Here is a 17,305-nt window from a genome sequence, read left to right as displayed (position 1 = left end):
GGCGCCCACCCCCCGCAAGCGGAGTGGGCGCCCTTCAGCAGACGTACGCCTTACTGGTTGTACGGACCGTAGTCGTAGTCCTCCAGCGGAACGGCCTGGCCGGAGCCCGTGCCGAACGGCGAGTAGTCGATGTCGTCGTAGCCGACGGCCGAGTACATCGCGGCCTTGGCCTCCTCGGTCGGCTCGACCCGGATGTTGCGGTAGCGGGACAGACCCGTACCGGCCGGGATGAGCTTACCGATGATGACGTTCTCCTTGAGGCCGATCAGCGAGTCGGACTTGGCGTTGATCGCCGCGTCCGTGAGGACTCGCGTCGTCTCCTGGAAGGACGCCGCCGACAGCCAGGACTCCGTGGCCAGCGAGGCCTTGGTGATACCCATGAGCTGCGGACGACCGGAGGCCGGGTGACCGCCCTCCTGCACCACACGACGGTTCTCCTGCTCGAAGCGGGAGCGCTCGACCAGCTCGCCGGGCAGCAGCTCGGCGTCGCCGGACTCGATGATCGTCACGCGGCGGAGCATCTGCCGGATGATGATCTCGATGTGCTTGTCGTGGATCGACACACCCTGCGAGTTGTACACCTTCTGGACCTCGCCGACCAGGTGGACCTGGACGGCACGCTGACCCAGGATGCGCAGCACGTCGTGCGGGTTGGTGGCACCCACGGTGAGCTTCTGGCCCACCTCGACGTGCTCGCCCTCGCTGACCAGGAGCCGGGCGCGCTTCGAGATCGGGTACGCCGTCTCGTCGCTGCCGTCGTCCGGCGTGATGACGATCTTCTTGGTCTTCTCGGTCTCCTCGATGCGGACGCGACCGGCCGCCTCGGAGATCGGGGCGACACCCTTCGGGGTACGGGCCTCGAAGAGCTCGACGACGCGCGGCAGACCCTGCGTGATGTCGTCACCGGCCACACCACCGGTGTGGAAGGTACGCATCGTCAGCTGGGTACCGGGCTCACCGATGGACTGGGCGGCGATGATGCCGACCGCCTCACCGATGTCGACCAGCTTGCCGGTGGCCAGGGAGCGGCCGTAGCACATGGCGCACGTGCCGACCTTGGACTCACAGGTCAGGATCGAGCGGGTCTTGACCTCCTCGACACCGTGGTGCACGAGCTGGTCGATGAGCACGTCGCCGAGGTCCACGTTGGCCGGCGCGATCACCTTGCCGTCGATGACGACGTCCTCGGCGAGCATGCGGGCGTAGACGCTGGTCTCGACGTCCTCGGCCTTGCGCAGGACACCGGTCTCGTCCTTCGAGGCGATCCGCAGCTTCAGACCGCGCTCGGTGCCGCAGTCCTCCTCGCGGATGATGACGTCCTGCGAGACGTCCACCAGACGACGGGTCAGGTAACCCGAGTCGGCGGTACGCAGGGCGGTGTCCGCCAGACCCTTACGGGCACCGTGCGTGGAGATGAAGTACTCCAGCACGGACAGACCCTCACGGAACGACGCCTTGATCGGACGCGGGATCGTCTCGTTCTTCGCGTTCGACACAAGACCACGCATACCGGCGATCTGACGCATCTGCATCATGTTGCCTCGTGCACCCGAGTTCACCATCATGAAGATCGGGTTGGTCTTCGGGAAGTTGTCGTTCATCGCCTCGGCGACCTCGTTGGTCGCCTTGGTCCAGATCGCGATGAGCTCCTGCGTGCGCTCGTCCTTGGTGATCAGACCACGCTCGTACTGCTTCTGGACCTTCTCGTCCTGCGCCTCGTACCCGCGGACGATCTCCTTCTTCGCCTCGGGGACGACGACGTCGGAGATGGCCACGGTGACACCGGAACGGGTCGCCCAGTAGAAGCCCGCCGCCTTCAGGTTGTCGAGCGTCGCCGCCACGATGACCTTGGGGTAGCGCTCGGCGAGGTCGTTGACGATCTCGGAGAGCTGCTTCTTGCCGACCTCGTAGTCGACGAACGGGTAGTCCTCGGGCAGCAGCTCGTTGAAGAGCGCGCGGCCCAGCGTGGTCCTCAGAGTGAAGGTGTCACCCTGCTGCCACTCCGGCTCGCCCTCCTCACGCGCCGGCGGGGTCCAGCCGCGCGGCGGGATGGTGCCCACCGGGAAGCGGATGTCCACGCGCGACTGCAGCGAGAGCTCACCGGCGTCGAACGCCATGATCGCCTCGGCCACGGAGGAGAAGGAGCGGTCCTCGCCCTTCACGTTCCGCATCTCGCCGTCGGTGGTGAGGAAGAACAGACCGAGGACCATGTCCTGGGTCGGCATCGTCACCGGACGGCCGTCGGCCGGCTTGAGGATGTTGTTCGAGGACAGCATCAGGATGCGGGCCTCGGCCTGCGCCTCCGCGGACAGCGGCAGGTGCACGGCCATCTGGTCACCGTCGAAGTCCGCGTTGAACGCGGTGCAGACGAGCGGGTGGATCTGGATGGCCTTGCCCTCGACCAGCTGCGGCTCGAAGGCCTGGATGCCGAGGCGGTGCAGGGTGGGAGCACGGTTCAGCAGAACCGGGTGCTCGGCGATGACCTCTTCGAGGACGTCGTACACGACCGTGCGGCCGCGCTCCACCATGCGCTTGGCGCTCTTGATGTTCTGCGCGTGGTTCAGGTCGACCAGGCGCTTCATCACGAACGGCTTGAACAGCTCCAGCGCCATCGCCTTCGGCAGACCGCACTGGTGCAGCTTCAGCTGCGGACCGACGACGATCACGGAACGCGCGGAGTAGTCCACACGCTTGCCGAGCAGGTTCTGACGGAATCGACCCTGCTTGCCCTTCAGCATGTCGCTGAGGGACTTCAGCGGGCGGTTACCGGGACCGGTCACCGGGCGGCCGCGACGACCGTTGTCGAAGAGGGCGTCAACAGCCTCCTGAAGCATGCGCTTCTCGTTGTTGACGATGATCTCCGGAGCACCCAGGTCGAGCAGGCGCTTCAGACGGTTGTTGCGGTTGATCACACGGCGGTACAGGTCGTTCAGGTCGGAGGTCGCGAAGCGGCCACCGTCCAGCTGCACCATCGGACGCAGGTCCGGCGGGATGACCGGCACGCAGTCCAGCACCATGCCCTTGGGGCTGTTGCTGGTCTGCAGGAACGCGGAGACGACCTTGAGGCGCTTGAGCGCACGGGTCTTCTTCTGGCCCTTGCCGGTGCGGATGATCTCGCGGAGGCGCTCGGCCTCCTCGTCCAGGTCGAAGGACTCCAGGCGCTTCTGCAGCGCCGCGGCACCCATCGAACCGTCGAAGTACGTGCCGAAGCGGTCACGCAGCTCGCGGTAGAGGAGCTCGTCGCCCTCCAGGTCCTGGACCTTGAGGTTCTTGAACCGGGTCCACACCTCGTCGAGACGGTCGATCTCGCGCTGCGAACGGTCGCGCAGCTGCTTCATCTCACGCTCGGCGCCCTCGCGCACCTTGCGGCGCACGTCGGCCTTGGCGCCCTCGGCCTCCAGCTCGGCCAGGTCGGTCTCGAGCTTCTTGGCGCGGGCCTCCAGGTCCGCGTCCCGGCGGTTCTCGATCTGCTGCCGCTCGACGGAGACGTGCGCCTCCAGGGAGGGCAGGTCGCGGGTACGGCGCTCCTCGTCGACGTACGTGATCATGTACGCCGCGAAGTAGATGACCTTCTCGAGGTCCTTCGGGGCGAGGTCGAGCAGGTAGCCCAGCCGCGACGGAACGCCCTTGAAGTACCAGATGTGGGTGACGGGAGCGGCCAGCTCGATGTGGCCCATCCGCTCACGGCGCACCTTGGCGCGGGTGACCTCGACGCCACAGCGCTCACAGATGATGCCCTTGAAGCGGACACGCTTGTACTTGCCGCAGTAGCACTCCCAGTCCCGGGTCGGACCGAAGATCTTCTCGCAGAAGAGTCCGTCCTTTTCGGGCTTCAGGGTGCGGTAGTTGATCGTCTCGGGCTTCTTGACCTCGCCGTGGCTCCACTGACGGATGTCGTCAGCGGTGGCCAGACCGATCCGGAGCTCGTCGAAGAAGTTGACGTCGAGCACTATGCGTCAATCCCTCTCAGGGTTGTAAGTCTTTGGTCTGAAACGGGGGTCCTGGGGCCGGCCGGGCTCGTCACGAGCCCGGCCGAACTCCCGTCAGACCTCTTCGACGCTGCTCGGCTCGCGCCGGGACAGGTCGATGCCGAGCTCCTCCGCAGCGCGGAAGACGTCCTCGTCGGTGTCACGCATCTCGATGGACATACCGTCGCTGGACAGCACCTCCACGTTCAGGCAGAGAGACTGCATCTCCTTGATGAGCACCTTGAAGGACTCGGGGATGCCGGGCTCGGGGATGTTCTCGCCCTTGACGATGGCCTCGTAGACCTTCACGCGGCCGGTGACGTCGTCGGACTTGATGGTCAGCAGCTCCTGGAGGGCGTACGCGGCGCCGTAAGCCTCCAGCGCCCACACCTCCATCTCACCGAAGCGCTGGCCACCGAACTGGGCCTTACCACCCAGCGGCTGCTGGGTGATCATCGAGTACGGGCCGGTCGACCGGGCGTGCAGCTTGTCGTCGACCAGGTGGTGCAGCTTGAGGATGTACATGTAGCCGACCGAGATCGGGTCCGGGAACGGCTCACCGCTACGGCCGTCGAACAGCCGCGCCTTGCCGGACGGGAGCACCATGCGCTCGCCGTCGCGGTTCGGGATGGTGTGCTGCAGCAGACCCGCCAGCTCGTCCTCACGGGCACCGTCGAAGACCGGGGTGGCGACGTTGGTGCCGGGGGCGACACTGTCGGCGCCGATGGCCTGCAGACGCTGCGCCCACTCGTCGGCGAGACCGGAGACGTCCCAGCCGCGGCTGGCGAGCCAGCCGAGGTGGATCTCCAGGACCTGTCCCGGGTTCATTCGGGACGGCACACCGAGCGGGTTGAGGATGATGTCGACCGGGGTCCCGTCCTCGAGGAACGGCATGTCCTCGATGGGCAGGATCTTGGAGATGACACCCTTGTTGCCGTGACGGCCGGCGAGCTTGTCACCGTCGGTGATCTTGCGCTTCTGCGCGACGTAGACGCGCACCAGCTGGTTGACACCGGGGGGAAGCTCGTCGCCCTCCTCGCGGTCGAAGACGCGGACGCCGATGACCTTGCCGGTCTCGCCGTGCGGCACCTTCAGCGAGGTGTCACGGACCTCACGGGCCTTCTCACCGAAGATCGCGCGGAGCAGGCGCTCCTCGGGCGTCAGCTCGGTCTCACCCTTCGGGGTGACCTTGCCGACGAGGATGTCACCGGCGATGACCTCGGCACCGATCCGGATGATGCCGCGCTCGTCGAGGTCGGCGAGGACCTCCTCGGAGACGTTCGGGATGTCCCGGGTGATCTCCTCGGGGCCGAGCTTGGTGTCACGGGCGTCGACCTCGTGCTCCTCGATGTGGATCGAGGAGAGGACGTCGTCCTGCACGAGGCGCTGCGACAGGATGATCGCGTCCTCGTAGTTGTGACCCTCCCACGGCATGAACGCCACGAGCAGGTTCTTGCCCAGCGCCATCTCGCCGTTCTGGGTGGCCGGACCATCGGCCAGGACCTGGCCCTCGATGATGCGGTCGCCCTCGTGGACGATGACCTTCTGGTTGACCGAGGTGCCCTGGTTGGAGCGGGCGAACTTGGCCAGCCGGTAGGTGATGTAGGTGCCGTCGTCGTTGGCGGTGGTGATGTAGTCCGCGGAGACCTCCTGGACCACACCCGCCTTCTCGGCCTTGACCACGTCGCCGGCGTCGACGGCGGAGCGGTACTCCATGCCGGTGCCGACGAGCGGGGACTCGGACTTGATCAGGGGCACGGCCTGGCGCATCATGTTCGCGCCCATGAGGGCACGGTTGGCGTCGTCGTGCTCCAGGAAGGGGATCATGGCGGTCGCGACCGACACCATCTGGCGCGGCGAGACGTCCATGTAGTCGACGTCGTCACCGGGGACGTAGTCGACCTCGCCGCCACGACGGCGGACCAGGACCCGGGCCTCCTCGAACCGCATGTCGCTGTTGAGCGTGGCGTTGGCCTGCGCGATGACGAATCGGTCCTCTTCGTCGGCCGTCAGGTAGTCGACCTCGTCGGTGACCTGGCCCTCGACGACCTTGCGGTACGGCGTCTCCACGAAACCGAACGCGTTGACGCGGCCGTAGGAGGCGAGCGAGCCGATCAGACCGATGTTCGGGCCTTCGGGCGTCTCGATCGGGCACATGCGGCCGTAGTGCGACGGGTGCACGTCACGGACCTCGAAGCCGGCCCGCTCACGCGACAGACCACCGGGACCCAGCGCCGAGAGACGACGCTTGTGCGTCAGCCCCGACAGCGGGTTGTTCTGGTCCATGAACTGCGAGAGCTGGCTGGTGCCGAAGAACTCCTTGATGGAGGCGACGACCGGCCGGATGTTGATCAGGGTCTGCGGCGTGATCGCCTCGACGTCCTGGGTCGTCATGCGCTCGCGGACGACGCGCTCCATACGCGCCAGACCCGTACGGACCTGGTTCTGGATGAGCTCGCCGACGCTGCGCAGACGACGGTTGCCGAAGTGGTCGATGTCGTCGGTCTCGACGACGATCGTGCCGCCGCTGTCGCCGACCGTCTCGGTCTCGCCCGCGTGCAGCTTCACCAGGTACTTGATCGTCGAGATGATGTCCTCGACGGTCAGGATGCCCGCGTCGAGCGGGGCGTCCGCACCCAGCTTCTTGTTGACCTTGTAGCGGCCGACCTTCGCGAGGTCGTAGCGCTTGGGGTTGAAGTACAGGTTCTCCAGCAGCGTCTGCGCGGCCTCACGCGTGGGGGGCTCGCCCGGACGCAGCTTGCGGTAGATGTCGAGCAGCGCGTCGTCCTGGCCCTGGGTGTGGTCCTTCTCCAGGGTGGCGCGCATGGACTCGTACTCGCCGAACTCCTCCAGGATCTGCTCGGTGGTCCAACCGAGGGCCTTGAGGAGGACGGTCACGGACTGCTTGCGCTTGCGGTCGATGCGCACACCGACCATGTCGCGCTTGTCGATCTCCATCTCCAGCCAGGCACCCCGGGACGGGATGATCTTGGCGGAGAAGATGTCCTTGTCGGACGTCTTGTCGATGGAGGAGTCGAAGTAGACACCGGGCGAACGGACGAGCTGCGACACCACGACACGCTCGGTGCCGTTGATGACGAAGGTGCCCTTGTTCGTCATGAGCGGGAAGTCGCCCATGAAGACCGTCTGGGACTTGATCTCACCGGTCTCGTTGTTGGTGAACTCGGCCGTGACGAAGAGCGGGGCCGCGTACGTGAAGTCGCGCTCCTTGCACTCGTCGATGCTGTTCTTCGGCGGCTCGAAGCGGTGGTCGCGGAAGGTCAGCGACATCGACCCGGAGAAGTCCTCGATCGGGGAGATCTCCTCGAAGATCTCCTCCAGACCGGACTTGGTGGGGACGTCCTGTCCGTTCTCCAGAGCCTCCTCGACCCGACTCTGCCAAGCGGTGTTGCCGAGCAGCCAGTCGAAGCTCTCGGTCTGCAGCGCGAGCAGGTTGGGAACCTCGAGAGGCTCCTTGATCTTTGCAAAGGAGATGCGCAGCGGGGCGGTGCTGGCGCCGTTGTTCGTATTCGCGGTCGAGGCGTTGCGCGAGGCGGCCAAGAGGGGGTCCTTCCGAGGGCTCGGACTCACTACGCGCGTACCGGCCCCTCTCCTGCGCAAGGCGAACAGGATGTTCCTGAACTGACAGATAAGGCCAGGTCGGGAATGGTCCTTCGTCGATGCTCAAGTGAGGGCATGCCCCTGGTGACGGGCAGGGGACAGCTAACAGGCAGCGCAAAGGGTCAGTGTAGCCACTCGGCACACTGATGTCCAGTGCGGGTTTTTCGAGACCCTCGTTGTTCTCGACACCTGCGCAAGCCCACGCCCTCAATGCACGTTGATACTGCCCTCTTCGCCGTCGATCCATGCCTCGGAGTTCGGATCGTTGTGACGACGCGTCCTGAGAATTGCGCGCTGCGTGCGGTTCGTCAAGGCCCCTCATGCCCGATCCGCATGCCGCGATCGTCACTCGCGGTCCGTCACCCAGGGCACCCGGAGGCACGGCGAAGATCACCATACTCGCCGCCACCGACAGTGCAAGGCAGCCGTCGCTCGACGTCCCGGAACGCCGAAGGGCGACCACCCAGTTGGGTGATCGCCCTTCAGTGTGCTCGCGTTACAGATTCGAACGAGTTTTTGCCACTCGTCTCAGATCCGTGTCGCACGGGCCCTCGCGGGCCCGGGAAGCTGGCGGACCAGCGAGGCCTTACTTGACCTCGACGGAGGCGCCGGCGCCCTCGAGGGACTCCTTGGCCTTGTCCGCGGCCTCCTTGTTGACCTTCTCCAGAACCGGCTTCGGCGCACCGTCGACCAGGTCCTTGGCCTCCTTCAGGCCGAGGGAGGTGAGCTCACGCACGACCTTGATGACCTGGATCTTCTTCTCGCCGGCGCCGGTGAGGATGACGTCGAACTCGTCCTTCTCCTCGACGGCCTCGGCCGGGGCGCCGGGAACGGCGGGGCCGGCAACGGCGACCGCGGCGGCGGCGGTGACGTCGAACTTCTCCTCGAACGCCTTCACGAACTCGGAGAGCTGGATGAGGGTCATGCCCTCGAACTCGGCGAGCAGTTCGTCCTGGGTGAGAGCCACGATGGCTTTCCTTCCACTAATTCGGCTGGTGCCGGATGTACATGTCTGGCGGGCGTGCGCCTTACGGCGTTACTGCGTAGACGTGCGGCCCGCTACGACCGCTGCTTCAGGCGGGAGGCCTCAGGCGGCGATCATGATGCGAGCCGAGTTACTCGGCACCGCCCTGCTCGTCCTGCTTGGCGCGAAGCGCGTCCACGGTGCGGACGAGCTTCGACGGGAGCGCCTGGAAGACCTGAGCAGCCTGGGTCTGCTTGCCCTTCAGGGCGCCCGCCAGCTTGGCGAGCAGAACCTCGCGGGACTCGAGGTCCGCAAGCTTCTTGATCTCGTCGGCGGACAGCGCCTTGCCGTCAAGGACACCGCCCTTGATGACGAGGTTCGGGTTGTCCTTGGCGAAGTCACGAAGACCCTTCGCCGACTCCACCGGGTCACCGGTGACGAAGGCGACCGCCGTCGGACCGTTGAACAGGTCGTCGAGCGTCGTGATCCCGGCCTCGTTGGCCGCAATCTTGGTCAGCGTGTTCTTCACCACGGCGTACTGGGCGTTCTCACCGAGCGAACGACGCAGCGTCTTGAGCTGCGCCACGGTGAGACCCCGGTACTCGGTCAGCACGGCGGCGCTCGAGCTACGGAACTGCTCCGTGAGCTCGGCCACCGCGGCAGCCTTGTCGGGCCTTGCCATAGAGCGTCGGCCTCCTTCCGGGTGATGAGGACCGCTCGGAAGGGGCTGCGTCAAAACGAAACGCCCCGGCGCAGGCGCACGGGGCGTAGCTCAACCGAATGAATTCCGCTGGAGACGGAACAGATCCGGGAGCAACTTCCACAGTCACCTGCGCGGGTCGTCCGCATTCAGCGGATCCTTCGGCCACCGAGCCCTCTCAACGAGCACACGGCAACGACCAGCGGTCTTTGGCTTCTCCGGAAGAGTACGGGACCGTGTCGCCGTCAAGCAAATCCGCTCCCGCCGGGGCCCGACTCAGGGCTTCGGCGGACCACCCACCAGCTCGGCTAGGTCCACGGTGTCGTCGGCCGCCGGGGGCTCGATGCCCACCGACGGGTCGACATCGAGGAAGGTGAAGGTGAGGTCGAGCGGACCGGTGTCGACCTCGCGTCCCTTGGCGTCCAGCCCGCTGGTGTCGCCCCGCAGCCGGAACCGCTTGGCCCGGCCGTCGCCGTCGATCCACAGGTCCATGGCGAGCTCGCTCCCGTACCGCAGGCCCAAGCCCATGAACTGGTCGAGGCCGTTCATCCGGAGTTCCCTGGTCTTCCTGTCCCCGGCGGCGGCCTGGGCCTTCCTCAGGCCCTTGCTGGTGACCTCGCCCGCGTAGTGGGTGGTCCGGGTGCCGTCGACGGTCTCGGTGCCGGTCTCCTTCACCTTCCGGGCACCCGCGAGGATCGTGGACTGCAGGAGCGGGCTGCCCTCCAGTTGGCGGGGCACGACGCCGTAGGAGCGGTTGTCCGCCGGGCCGGAGCCCCAGCGCGCCGGCGCGGCCTTGGTCCAGTGCTTGCCCGTGGTGTCGCCGAGGACCTTCGTGTCGGCCTGGGCGTACAGGGCGCCGTCGACAAAACGGATCTCCACCGGCTTGTCCGCCGTGTCCCCGATGCCGGTGATCTTCATGCGCATGGCAGAGGGATCGACGCCCATGGACGCCTCGGCCCGTATCCGGCCGTGCTCGGGCACCGTGCCGGCCACCCTGTACCGCAGCGAGGTGAGGCCCGTCGTCGTCTCGGCCGCACGGGAGACCGCCTGGGCGGGCGTCAGCCTCGCCGCGGCCGCCGTGTCCGACGTGCCGCAGCCGCTGGTGCCGCCGAGCGCTACGGCGGCGACGACTGTCGCTGCGGCGGCTCTGGGCCGCCGTCCGGAACCGGCCGAGCGAAACCTCATGTGTCCCCCTGTCACCTCGTGCCCCCACGCGGGGCCGAGGGGACACTAACGTGCCCGCAACCCGGCTGTCCCCGGGTGTCAGGCGGTCGGCGGAGCAAAGGGACGAGCCCCGCACCTCGGAAGGTGCGGGGCTCGTTCTCGTTACGCGTGCGCGACGCGGCTGCCTGGTGAGCGGTGGGCTCAGACGGCGGCCGGGTCCTCCTCGACGAGGAGGTTGCGGGTGCGGTTGGGGTCGACCGGGATGCCGGGGCCGATCGTGGTGCTGATGGCGGCCTTCTTGATGTAGCGGCCCTTGGCGGCGGACGGCTTGAGACGCGTGATCTCCTCGAGGGCCGCCGCGTAGTTCTCCACCAGCTTCTCGTCCTCGAAGGACGTCTTGCCGATGATGAAGTGCAGGTTCGAGTGCTTGTCGACGCGGAACTCGATCTTGCCACCCTTGATCTCGGTGACAGCCTTCGCGACGTCCGGGGTCACGGTGCCGGTCTTGGGGTTCGGCATGAGACCACGGGGACCGAGCACACGGCCGAGGCGGCCGACCTTGCCCATGAGGTCCGGGGTGGCGACGACGGCGTCGAAGTCCAGACGGCCCTTCGACACCTCGTCGATGAGCTCGTCGGCGCCGACGATGTCGGCGCCCGCGGCACGAGCGGCCTCGGCACGGTCACCGGTCGCGAAGACCAGGACCCGGGCGGTCTTACCGGTGCCGTGCGGGAGGTTCACGGTGCCACGGACCATCTGGTCGGCCTTACGAGGGTCGACACCCAGACGGAAGGCGACCTCGACGGTGCCGTCGAACTTGGTCGTGGAGGTCTCCTTGGCGAGACGGACGGCCTCGAGCGGGGCGTACAGCTTCTCCCGGTCGACCTTGGCGTCCGCAGCGCGGAGAGCCTTGCTGCGCTTGCTCACAACTGCTCCTGTGTGTTCTGAAAGGAGTCGTGGTACGGGCCGAGCAGGCCCTGCCACGTGCGGCCGCCTTCACGGCGCCCGCATGGTTCTACGAAGGTGCTACGAGGCTGAGATCAGCCCTCGACCGTGATGCCCATGGAACGGGCGGTGCCGGCGATGATCTTCGACGCGGCGTCCAGGTCGTTGGCGTTCAGGTCGGGCAGCTTGGTCTGCGCGATCTCGCGGACCTGAGCCTCGGTGATCTTGGCGACCTTGGTCTTGTGGGGCTCGCCGGAGCCCTTCTCGACACCAGCGGCCTTGAGGATCATCTTCGCGGCCGGCGGGGTCTTGGTGATGAAGGTGAAGGAGCGGTCCTCGTAGACCGTGATCTCCACCGGGATCACCCAGCCACGCTGCGACTCGGTCGCCGCGTTGTAGGCCTTGCAGAACTCCATGATGTTGACGCCGTGCTGACCGAGCGCGGGGCCGACCGGCGGGGCCGGGTTCGCCGCACCGGCGTTGATCTGGAGCTTGATAAGCCCCGTGACCTTCTTCTTCTTGGGAGGCATAGCTCTCCGGGTCCTTTCGATTCGAGTGCGCCCTCATCCGGTTCGCGGCCAGATGAAGGCATACCGCACAACGATAACGGGTATAGATGCGCGGCCAAAAACGAGCAGGTCAGGGGGTCCTCAACAAGGACCGACCTGACCTGCTGCTTTCGAGCTTCGTCAGTTCTTCTGAATCTGGTCGAAGGAAAGCTCGACCGGGGTCTCGCGGCCGAAGATCTCCACCAGGCCCTTGACCTTCTTGGAGTCGGCGTTGATCTCGTTGATCGTCGCCTGCAGCGTGGCGAAGGGGCCGTCGGTGACGGTGACCGAGTCGCCGACCTCGAAGTCCAGCACCTGGACCTCGACCTTGCGCTGCGGGGCGGGCTTGCCCTCGGCCTCGGCGGCCTCACGCGCGGCCTTCTCCTCGGCCTCCGGAGCGAGCATCTTGACGATCTCGTCCAGGGTCAGCGGGTACGGGTCGTACGCGTTGCCCACGAAGCCGGTGACGCCGGGGGTGTTGCGGACGACGCCCCAGGACTCGTTCGTCAGGTCCATGCGCACCAGGACGTAGCCGGGGAGCTTGTTCTGACGGATGGTCTTGCGGTCGCCGTTCTTGATCTGGACGACCTCTTCCTGCGGCACCTCGGCCTGGAAGATGTAGTCCTCGACGTTCAGCGAGACGGCGCGCTGCTCCAGGTTGGTCTTCACGCGGTTCTCGTAACCGGCGTAGGTGTGGATGACGTACCACTCGCCGGGCAGGGTCCGCAGTTCCTCGCGGAGGGCCTCGACCGGGTCGACCGGCTCGGCCTCTTCCTCGGCGGCCTCTTCCTCGGCTTCCTCGGCGGCCTCGGCCTCGTCGTCCACGACGTGCACGGCCTCTTCCTCGGCCGGCTCCCCCGCCTCGGCTTCCGCAGCCTCGAACTCGTCGACCTCGTCCGCTCCCTCGACGATGTCGAGCTCATCATCCACGGACTGGTCCGGCTCGATGGCGTCGTTCAGGTTCGGGTCAGACACTGTGGCTGCTTCTTCCTGGATACAAGGGGTGGAACACGCGAAAGGGGCGCCTGGTACGGCGCCCTTCGCGATCGGCTCAGCCGAAGACGTACTTGGCGGCCTTGTCGAGTCCGAAGTCAATCACAGTCACGAGACCGATCATGATGACGACGAAGACGATGACCACGGTGGTGTAGGTCGTCAGCTGGGAGCGGGTGGGCCAGACGACCTTCCGCAGCTCCGCGACGATCTGGCGGTAGAAGAGCGCCAGGCGCTTCAGCGGGCCCTTCTTGGCGCGCTTTCCGCCCTTACGGGTCTTCTTCTTGTCCTCGGGCACCTCGTCCTGGGCATCAGGCGTGTCGATGGAGCCCACGGCGTCCGTCATTCATCCTCACCTGATTCCGGTCCGGGTCCGTGGCCGTGCCGCGCCCGGTCTGAGCCGCACGGCGGAACATTGCTGTACGTACATGCGCACACATCCTGGCGTGAGGAGTGTGTAGCAGGGCCGGAGGGACTTGAACCCCCAACCGCTGGTTTTGGAGACCAGTGCTCTACCAATTGAGCTACGACCCTTTGTGGTTCTCCACCAACGTACCGCATGCGACCGAGTGCTAGGTGTGCACCTGAGGCTGCGGCCGGTGAAGGCCAACGAGGTGTGAGTGTACGTGGTCCGAGGCCCGTCGTCGAACAGAAAGCGTCCGGTGGGGCGTTGTGCGTCGAAGATCGACCGCGGCCGAGTGCGGATACGGGCGGTTGTTCCTGTCCCGCTCAGACTGTGAAACCCGTGTGCCGCGCGCGTTTCCTCTCTGGAACGATGGGCCCATGAGCGCTGCAACCCCTCCGACCGAGCGCCGGGTCTCCGCCCGCATCGGCGCGATCTCCGAGTCCGCGACCCTCGCCGTCGACGCCAAGGCCAAGGCCCTCAAGGCCGCCGGACGTCCGGTGATCGGCTTCGGCGCCGGTGAGCCCGACTTCCCGACCCCCGACTACATCGTCGAGGCGGCCGTCGAGGCCTGCAAGAACCCGAAGTACCACCGCTACACGCCCGCCGGTGGTCTGCCCGAGCTGAAGGCCGCGATCGCCGCGAAGACGCTGCGCGACTCGGGCTACGAGGTCGACCCGGCGCAGATCCTCGTCACCAACGGCGGCAAGCAGGCCATCTACGAGGCGTTCGCCGCGATCCTCGACCCGGGCGACGAGGTGATCGTCCCGGCGCCGTACTGGACGACGTACCCGGAGTCGATCCGCCTGGCCGGCGGTGTCCCGGTAGAGGTCGTCGCCGACGAGACCACCGGCTACCGCGTCTCCGTCGAGCAGCTGGAGGCCGCGCGCACCGAGCGGACGAAGGTCGTCCTCTTCGTCTCCCCCTCCAACCCGACCGGCGCGGTCTACAGCGCCGAGGACGCCGAGGCGATCGGCCGCTGGGCCGTCGAGCACGGCCTGTGGGTGATGACGGACGAGATCTACGAGCACCTCGTCTACGGCGACGCGAAGTTCACCTCGCTGCCCGCGCTCCTGCCCGAGCTGCGCGACAAGTGCATCGTGGTCAACGGCGTCGCCAAGACGTACGCCATGACCGGCTGGCGCGTCGGGTGGATCATCGGCCCGAAGGACGTGGTGAAGGCCGCGACCAACCTCCAGTCGCACGCCACCTCCAACGTCTCCAACGTCGCCCAGGCGGCCGCCCTCGCCGCCGTCTCCGGCGACCTGGACGCCGTGGCGACGATGCGTGAGGCCTTCGACCGGCGCCGCAAGACCATCGTGCGGATGCTCAACGAGATCGAGGGCGTCCTCTGCCCGGAGCCCGAGGGCGCGTTCTACGCCTACCCGTCGGTGAAGGCGCTGATCGGCAAGGAGATCCGGGGCAAGCGGCCGCAGAACTCGGTCGAGCTGGCCGCGCTGATCCTGGAGGAGGCCGAGGTGGCGGTCGTCCCGGGTGAGGCGTTCGGCACGCCCGGATACCTGCGGCTGTCGTACGCGCTGGGTGACGAGGACCTCGTCGAGGGCGTGTCGCGGATCCAGAAGCTGCTGGCCGAGGCCACGGACTGACGTTCCGCCGAGGCGTTTCGGGGGCGGGCATCTTCCGGATTCCGGGGTGCCCGCCCCATTCGTTTGTGCGAGCTTGACCACGTTCGTTTGTGCGAGCAAGACCACGTTCAGGGATTCCGCTACCGGGACGGCGGGGGCGTGCGGCAGGATCCTGCAATGGAGCGCGTACGTGATCTCTCTGAACTGCCGAAGGCCCATCTGCACCTGCACTTCACCGGGTCGATGCGCCCGGGGACCGTCCTGGAACTGGCCGACAAATACGGGGTACGGCTGCCCGACGCGCTGACGGACGCGCTGACCAGCGGGGAGCCGCCGCGGCTGCGGGCCACGGACGAGCGCGGCTGGTTCCGCTTCCAGCGGCTGTACGACGCGGCGCGCTCGTGCCTGCGGGAACCGGAGGACATCCAGCGGCTCGTGCGGGAGGCTGCCGAGGAGGACGTCAAGGACGGCTCCGGCTGGCTGGAGATCCAGGTCGACCCGACGTCGTACGCCCCTCGGCTGGGCGGGCTGATCCCCGCGCTGGAGATCATCCTGGACGCCGTGGACACGACGGCGCGCGAGACCGGGCTCGGGATGCGGGTGCTCGTCGCCGCGAACCGGATGAAGCACCCGCTGGACGCGCGGACGCTGGCCCGGCTCGCCGTGCGGTACGCGGAGCGGGGCGTCGTCGGGTTCGGGCTGTCCAACGACGAGCGGCGCGGCATGGCGCGGGACTTCGACCGGGCGTTCGCGATCGCGCGCGACGGGGGGCTGCTGTCCGCTCCGCACGGCGGCGAGCTGACCGGGCCGTTGTCCGTCCGCGACTGCCTGGACGACCTGGACGCGGACCGGATCGGGCACGGGGTGCGCGCGGCGGAGGACCCGCGGCTGCTGAAGCGGCTCGCCGACCGGGGCGTCACCTGCGAGGTGTGCCCCGCGTCGAACGTCGCCCTCGGGGTCTACGAGAAGCCGCAGGACGTACCGCTGCGCACGCTCTTCGAGGCCGGTGTGCCGATGGCCCTGGGGGCCGACGACCCGCTGCTGTTCGGGTCCCGTCTCGCTGCGCAGTACGAGATCGCCCGTACGCATCACGGGTTCACGGACGCGGAGCTGGCGGAGCTGGCCCGGCAGTCGATCCGGGGGTCGGCGGCGCCGGACGACACGAAGGCGCGGCTGGTGGCGGGGGTGGATGCGTGGCTCGCCTCGTGACCGTGGGGGCCCTTACAGGCTGACGCCGATCGTCACCGGCTCGTTGACGAGGGTGATGCCGAAGGCGTTGTGGACGCCGGTGACGACCTCGCGGGCCAGGGTGAGGAGGTCCTCGGTGGTGGCCGCGCCGCGGTTGGTGAGGGCCAGGGTGTGCTTCGTGGAGATGCGGGCCGGGCCGGTGCCGTAGCCCTTGGTGAAGCCGGCCTTGTCGATGAGCCAGGCGGCGGAGGTCTTGGTGTGGCCGTCGCCCGCGGGGTAGGCGGGCGGGGTGACGTCGTCGCCGAGGCGGGCGCGCACGCGCGCGTGGAACGCGGCGAACTCGTTGTTCGTGAGGATCGGGTTCGTGAAGAACGAACCGGCGGACCAGGTGTCGTGGTCCTCGGGGTCGAGCACCATGCCCTTGCCCGCGCGGAGCTTCAGCACGGTCTCGCGGGCGGCGGTGAGGGGGACGCGGTCGCCGGGCTCCACGCCGAGGGCGCGGGCCGTCTCGGCGTACTTGATCGGGCCGGAGAGGCCGTCGGCGTCCTCCAGTTCGAAGCGGACGCGGAGGACGACGTAGCGGTCCGGGTCGTTCTTGAAGCGGCTGTGCCGGTAGGAGAAGGCGCAGTCGGCGTTCGGGAGGGTGACCGTTTCGCGGGTGCGGCGGTCGTAGGCGACGACCTCCGTGATGGTGGAGGCGACCTCCTGGCCGTACGCGCCGACGTTCTGGATGGGGGTGGCGCCGGCGGAGCCGGGGATTCCGGCGAGGCATTCGATGCCGGCGAGTCCGGCGTCGACGGTGTGGGCGACGGCGTCGGTCCAGACCTCGCCGGCGGCGAGCTCCAGCTTCGTGCCGTCGAGGGTGACCCCTTTGGTGGCGATGACCAGGGCGGTGCCGGCGAAGCCCTTGTCGCCGATGACCAGGTTGGAGCCGCCGCCGATGAGGAGGAGGGGGGTGCCGGCGTCGTCGGCTTCGCGGACGGCGGCGATCACCTCGTCGTCGGTGGTGGCGGTGATCAGCCGGTCCGCGGGACCGCCCAGCCGGAAGGTGGTCAGCGGGGCGAGGGGGGCGTCGTGTCGTTCCTGCACGCGCTCAAGAGTACGAGTACGAGGACGTGGGTGGGGGTGCGGGTGCGGGTGCGGGTGCGGGTGCGGGTGCGGGTGCGGGTGCGGGTGCGGGTGCGGGTGCGGGTGCGGGTGCGGGTGCGGGTGCGGGTGCGGGTGA

Annotated in this window: 11 protein-coding genes, 1 tRNA gene and 1 pseudogene; 2 read left to right on the top strand and 11 right to left on the bottom strand. The window is 67.6% G+C overall.

Translation table 11 applies throughout. The features are described 5' to 3' along the window. Positions 1–50: 50 nt before the first annotated feature. The 10 genes from ACZ4Z3_RS08295 to ACZ4Z3_RS08250 form a co-directional block, all read right to left on the bottom strand. A complete protein-coding gene (locus tag ACZ4Z3_RS08295; protein WP_055515268.1) occupies positions 51–3,950 on the bottom strand; it encodes a DNA-directed RNA polymerase subunit beta' in 3,900 nt (1,299 codons plus the stop codon). Between the two features lie 93 nt (positions 3,951–4,043). Next, the gene (gene rpoB / locus ACZ4Z3_RS08290; RefSeq protein WP_468500270.1) at positions 4,044–7,529 is read right to left on the bottom strand and encodes a DNA-directed RNA polymerase subunit beta; all 3,486 of its coding nucleotides are present in this window, start codon (positions 7,527–7,529) and stop codon (positions 4,044–4,046) included. Between the two features lie 646 nt (positions 7,530–8,175). Further along, positions 8,176–8,559 (bottom strand): 50S ribosomal protein L7/L12, encoded by a 384-nt coding sequence (gene rplL, locus ACZ4Z3_RS08285; RefSeq protein ID WP_107102767.1) that lies wholly within the window; start codon positions 8,557–8,559, stop codon positions 8,176–8,178. 145 nt (positions 8,560–8,704) lie between these two features. Continuing rightward, positions 8,705–9,235, bottom strand: a complete 531-nt coding sequence (gene rplJ, locus ACZ4Z3_RS08280) for a 50S ribosomal protein L10 (protein WP_046731104.1) — start codon at positions 9,233–9,235, stop codon at positions 8,705–8,707. A 294-nt stretch (positions 9,236–9,529) separates the two neighbouring features. Beyond that, on the bottom strand, positions 9,530–10,438 hold the full coding sequence (locus ACZ4Z3_RS08275; RefSeq protein ID WP_468500269.1) for an SCO4651 family lipoprotein: 909 nt from the start codon (positions 10,436–10,438) through the stop codon (positions 9,530–9,532). Between the two features lie 180 nt (positions 10,439–10,618). Then, positions 10,619–11,344 (bottom strand): 50S ribosomal protein L1, encoded by a 726-nt coding sequence (rplA, locus tag ACZ4Z3_RS08270; protein WP_468500268.1) that lies wholly within the window; start codon positions 11,342–11,344, stop codon positions 10,619–10,621. 113 nt (positions 11,345–11,457) lie between these two features. Continuing rightward, entirely contained in the window at positions 11,458–11,892 is a 435-nt protein-coding gene (gene rplK, locus ACZ4Z3_RS08265; RefSeq protein WP_055515278.1) for a 50S ribosomal protein L11, read from the bottom strand. Positions 11,893–12,051: 159 nt separating this feature from the next. Next, complete coding sequence (gene nusG, locus ACZ4Z3_RS08260) at positions 12,052–12,885, bottom strand: transcription termination/antitermination protein NusG (protein ID WP_468500267.1); 834 nt, start codon at positions 12,883–12,885, stop codon at positions 12,052–12,054. Between the two features lie 76 nt (positions 12,886–12,961). Further along, on the bottom strand, positions 12,962–13,249 hold the full coding sequence (gene secE, locus ACZ4Z3_RS08255; RefSeq protein WP_033528314.1) for a preprotein translocase subunit SecE: 288 nt from the start codon (positions 13,247–13,249) through the stop codon (positions 12,962–12,964). Between the two features lie 115 nt (positions 13,250–13,364). Further along, positions 13,365–13,437, bottom strand: a tRNA-Trp gene (locus ACZ4Z3_RS08250). Between the two features lie 249 nt (positions 13,438–13,686). Between ACZ4Z3_RS08250 and ACZ4Z3_RS08245 the strand changes: the two genes are divergently transcribed. Both ACZ4Z3_RS08245 and ACZ4Z3_RS08240 read left to right on the top strand, forming a co-directional pair. Continuing rightward, on the top strand, positions 13,687–14,913 hold the full coding sequence (locus ACZ4Z3_RS08245; protein ID WP_055515288.1) for a pyridoxal phosphate-dependent aminotransferase: 1,227 nt from the start codon (positions 13,687–13,689) through the stop codon (positions 14,911–14,913). A gap of 156 nt (positions 14,914–15,069) precedes the next feature. Then, positions 15,070–16,101: an adenosine deaminase gene (locus ACZ4Z3_RS08240; protein WP_468500266.1), complete on the top strand. Its 1,032-nt coding sequence runs from the start codon at positions 15,070–15,072 to the stop codon at positions 16,099–16,101. Between the two features lie 12 nt (positions 16,102–16,113). Here the strand turns inward: ACZ4Z3_RS08240 and ACZ4Z3_RS08235 are convergent. Further along, positions 16,114–17,184, bottom strand: a pseudogene (locus ACZ4Z3_RS08235) (UDP-N-acetylmuramate dehydrogenase); the annotation flags it as partial. Positions 17,185–17,305 lie beyond the last annotated feature (121 nt).

The sequence above is a fragment of the Streptomyces sp. NPDC030296 genome, assembly GCF_055572815.1.
This window is presented reverse-complemented; position numbering and strand designations above follow the sequence as displayed.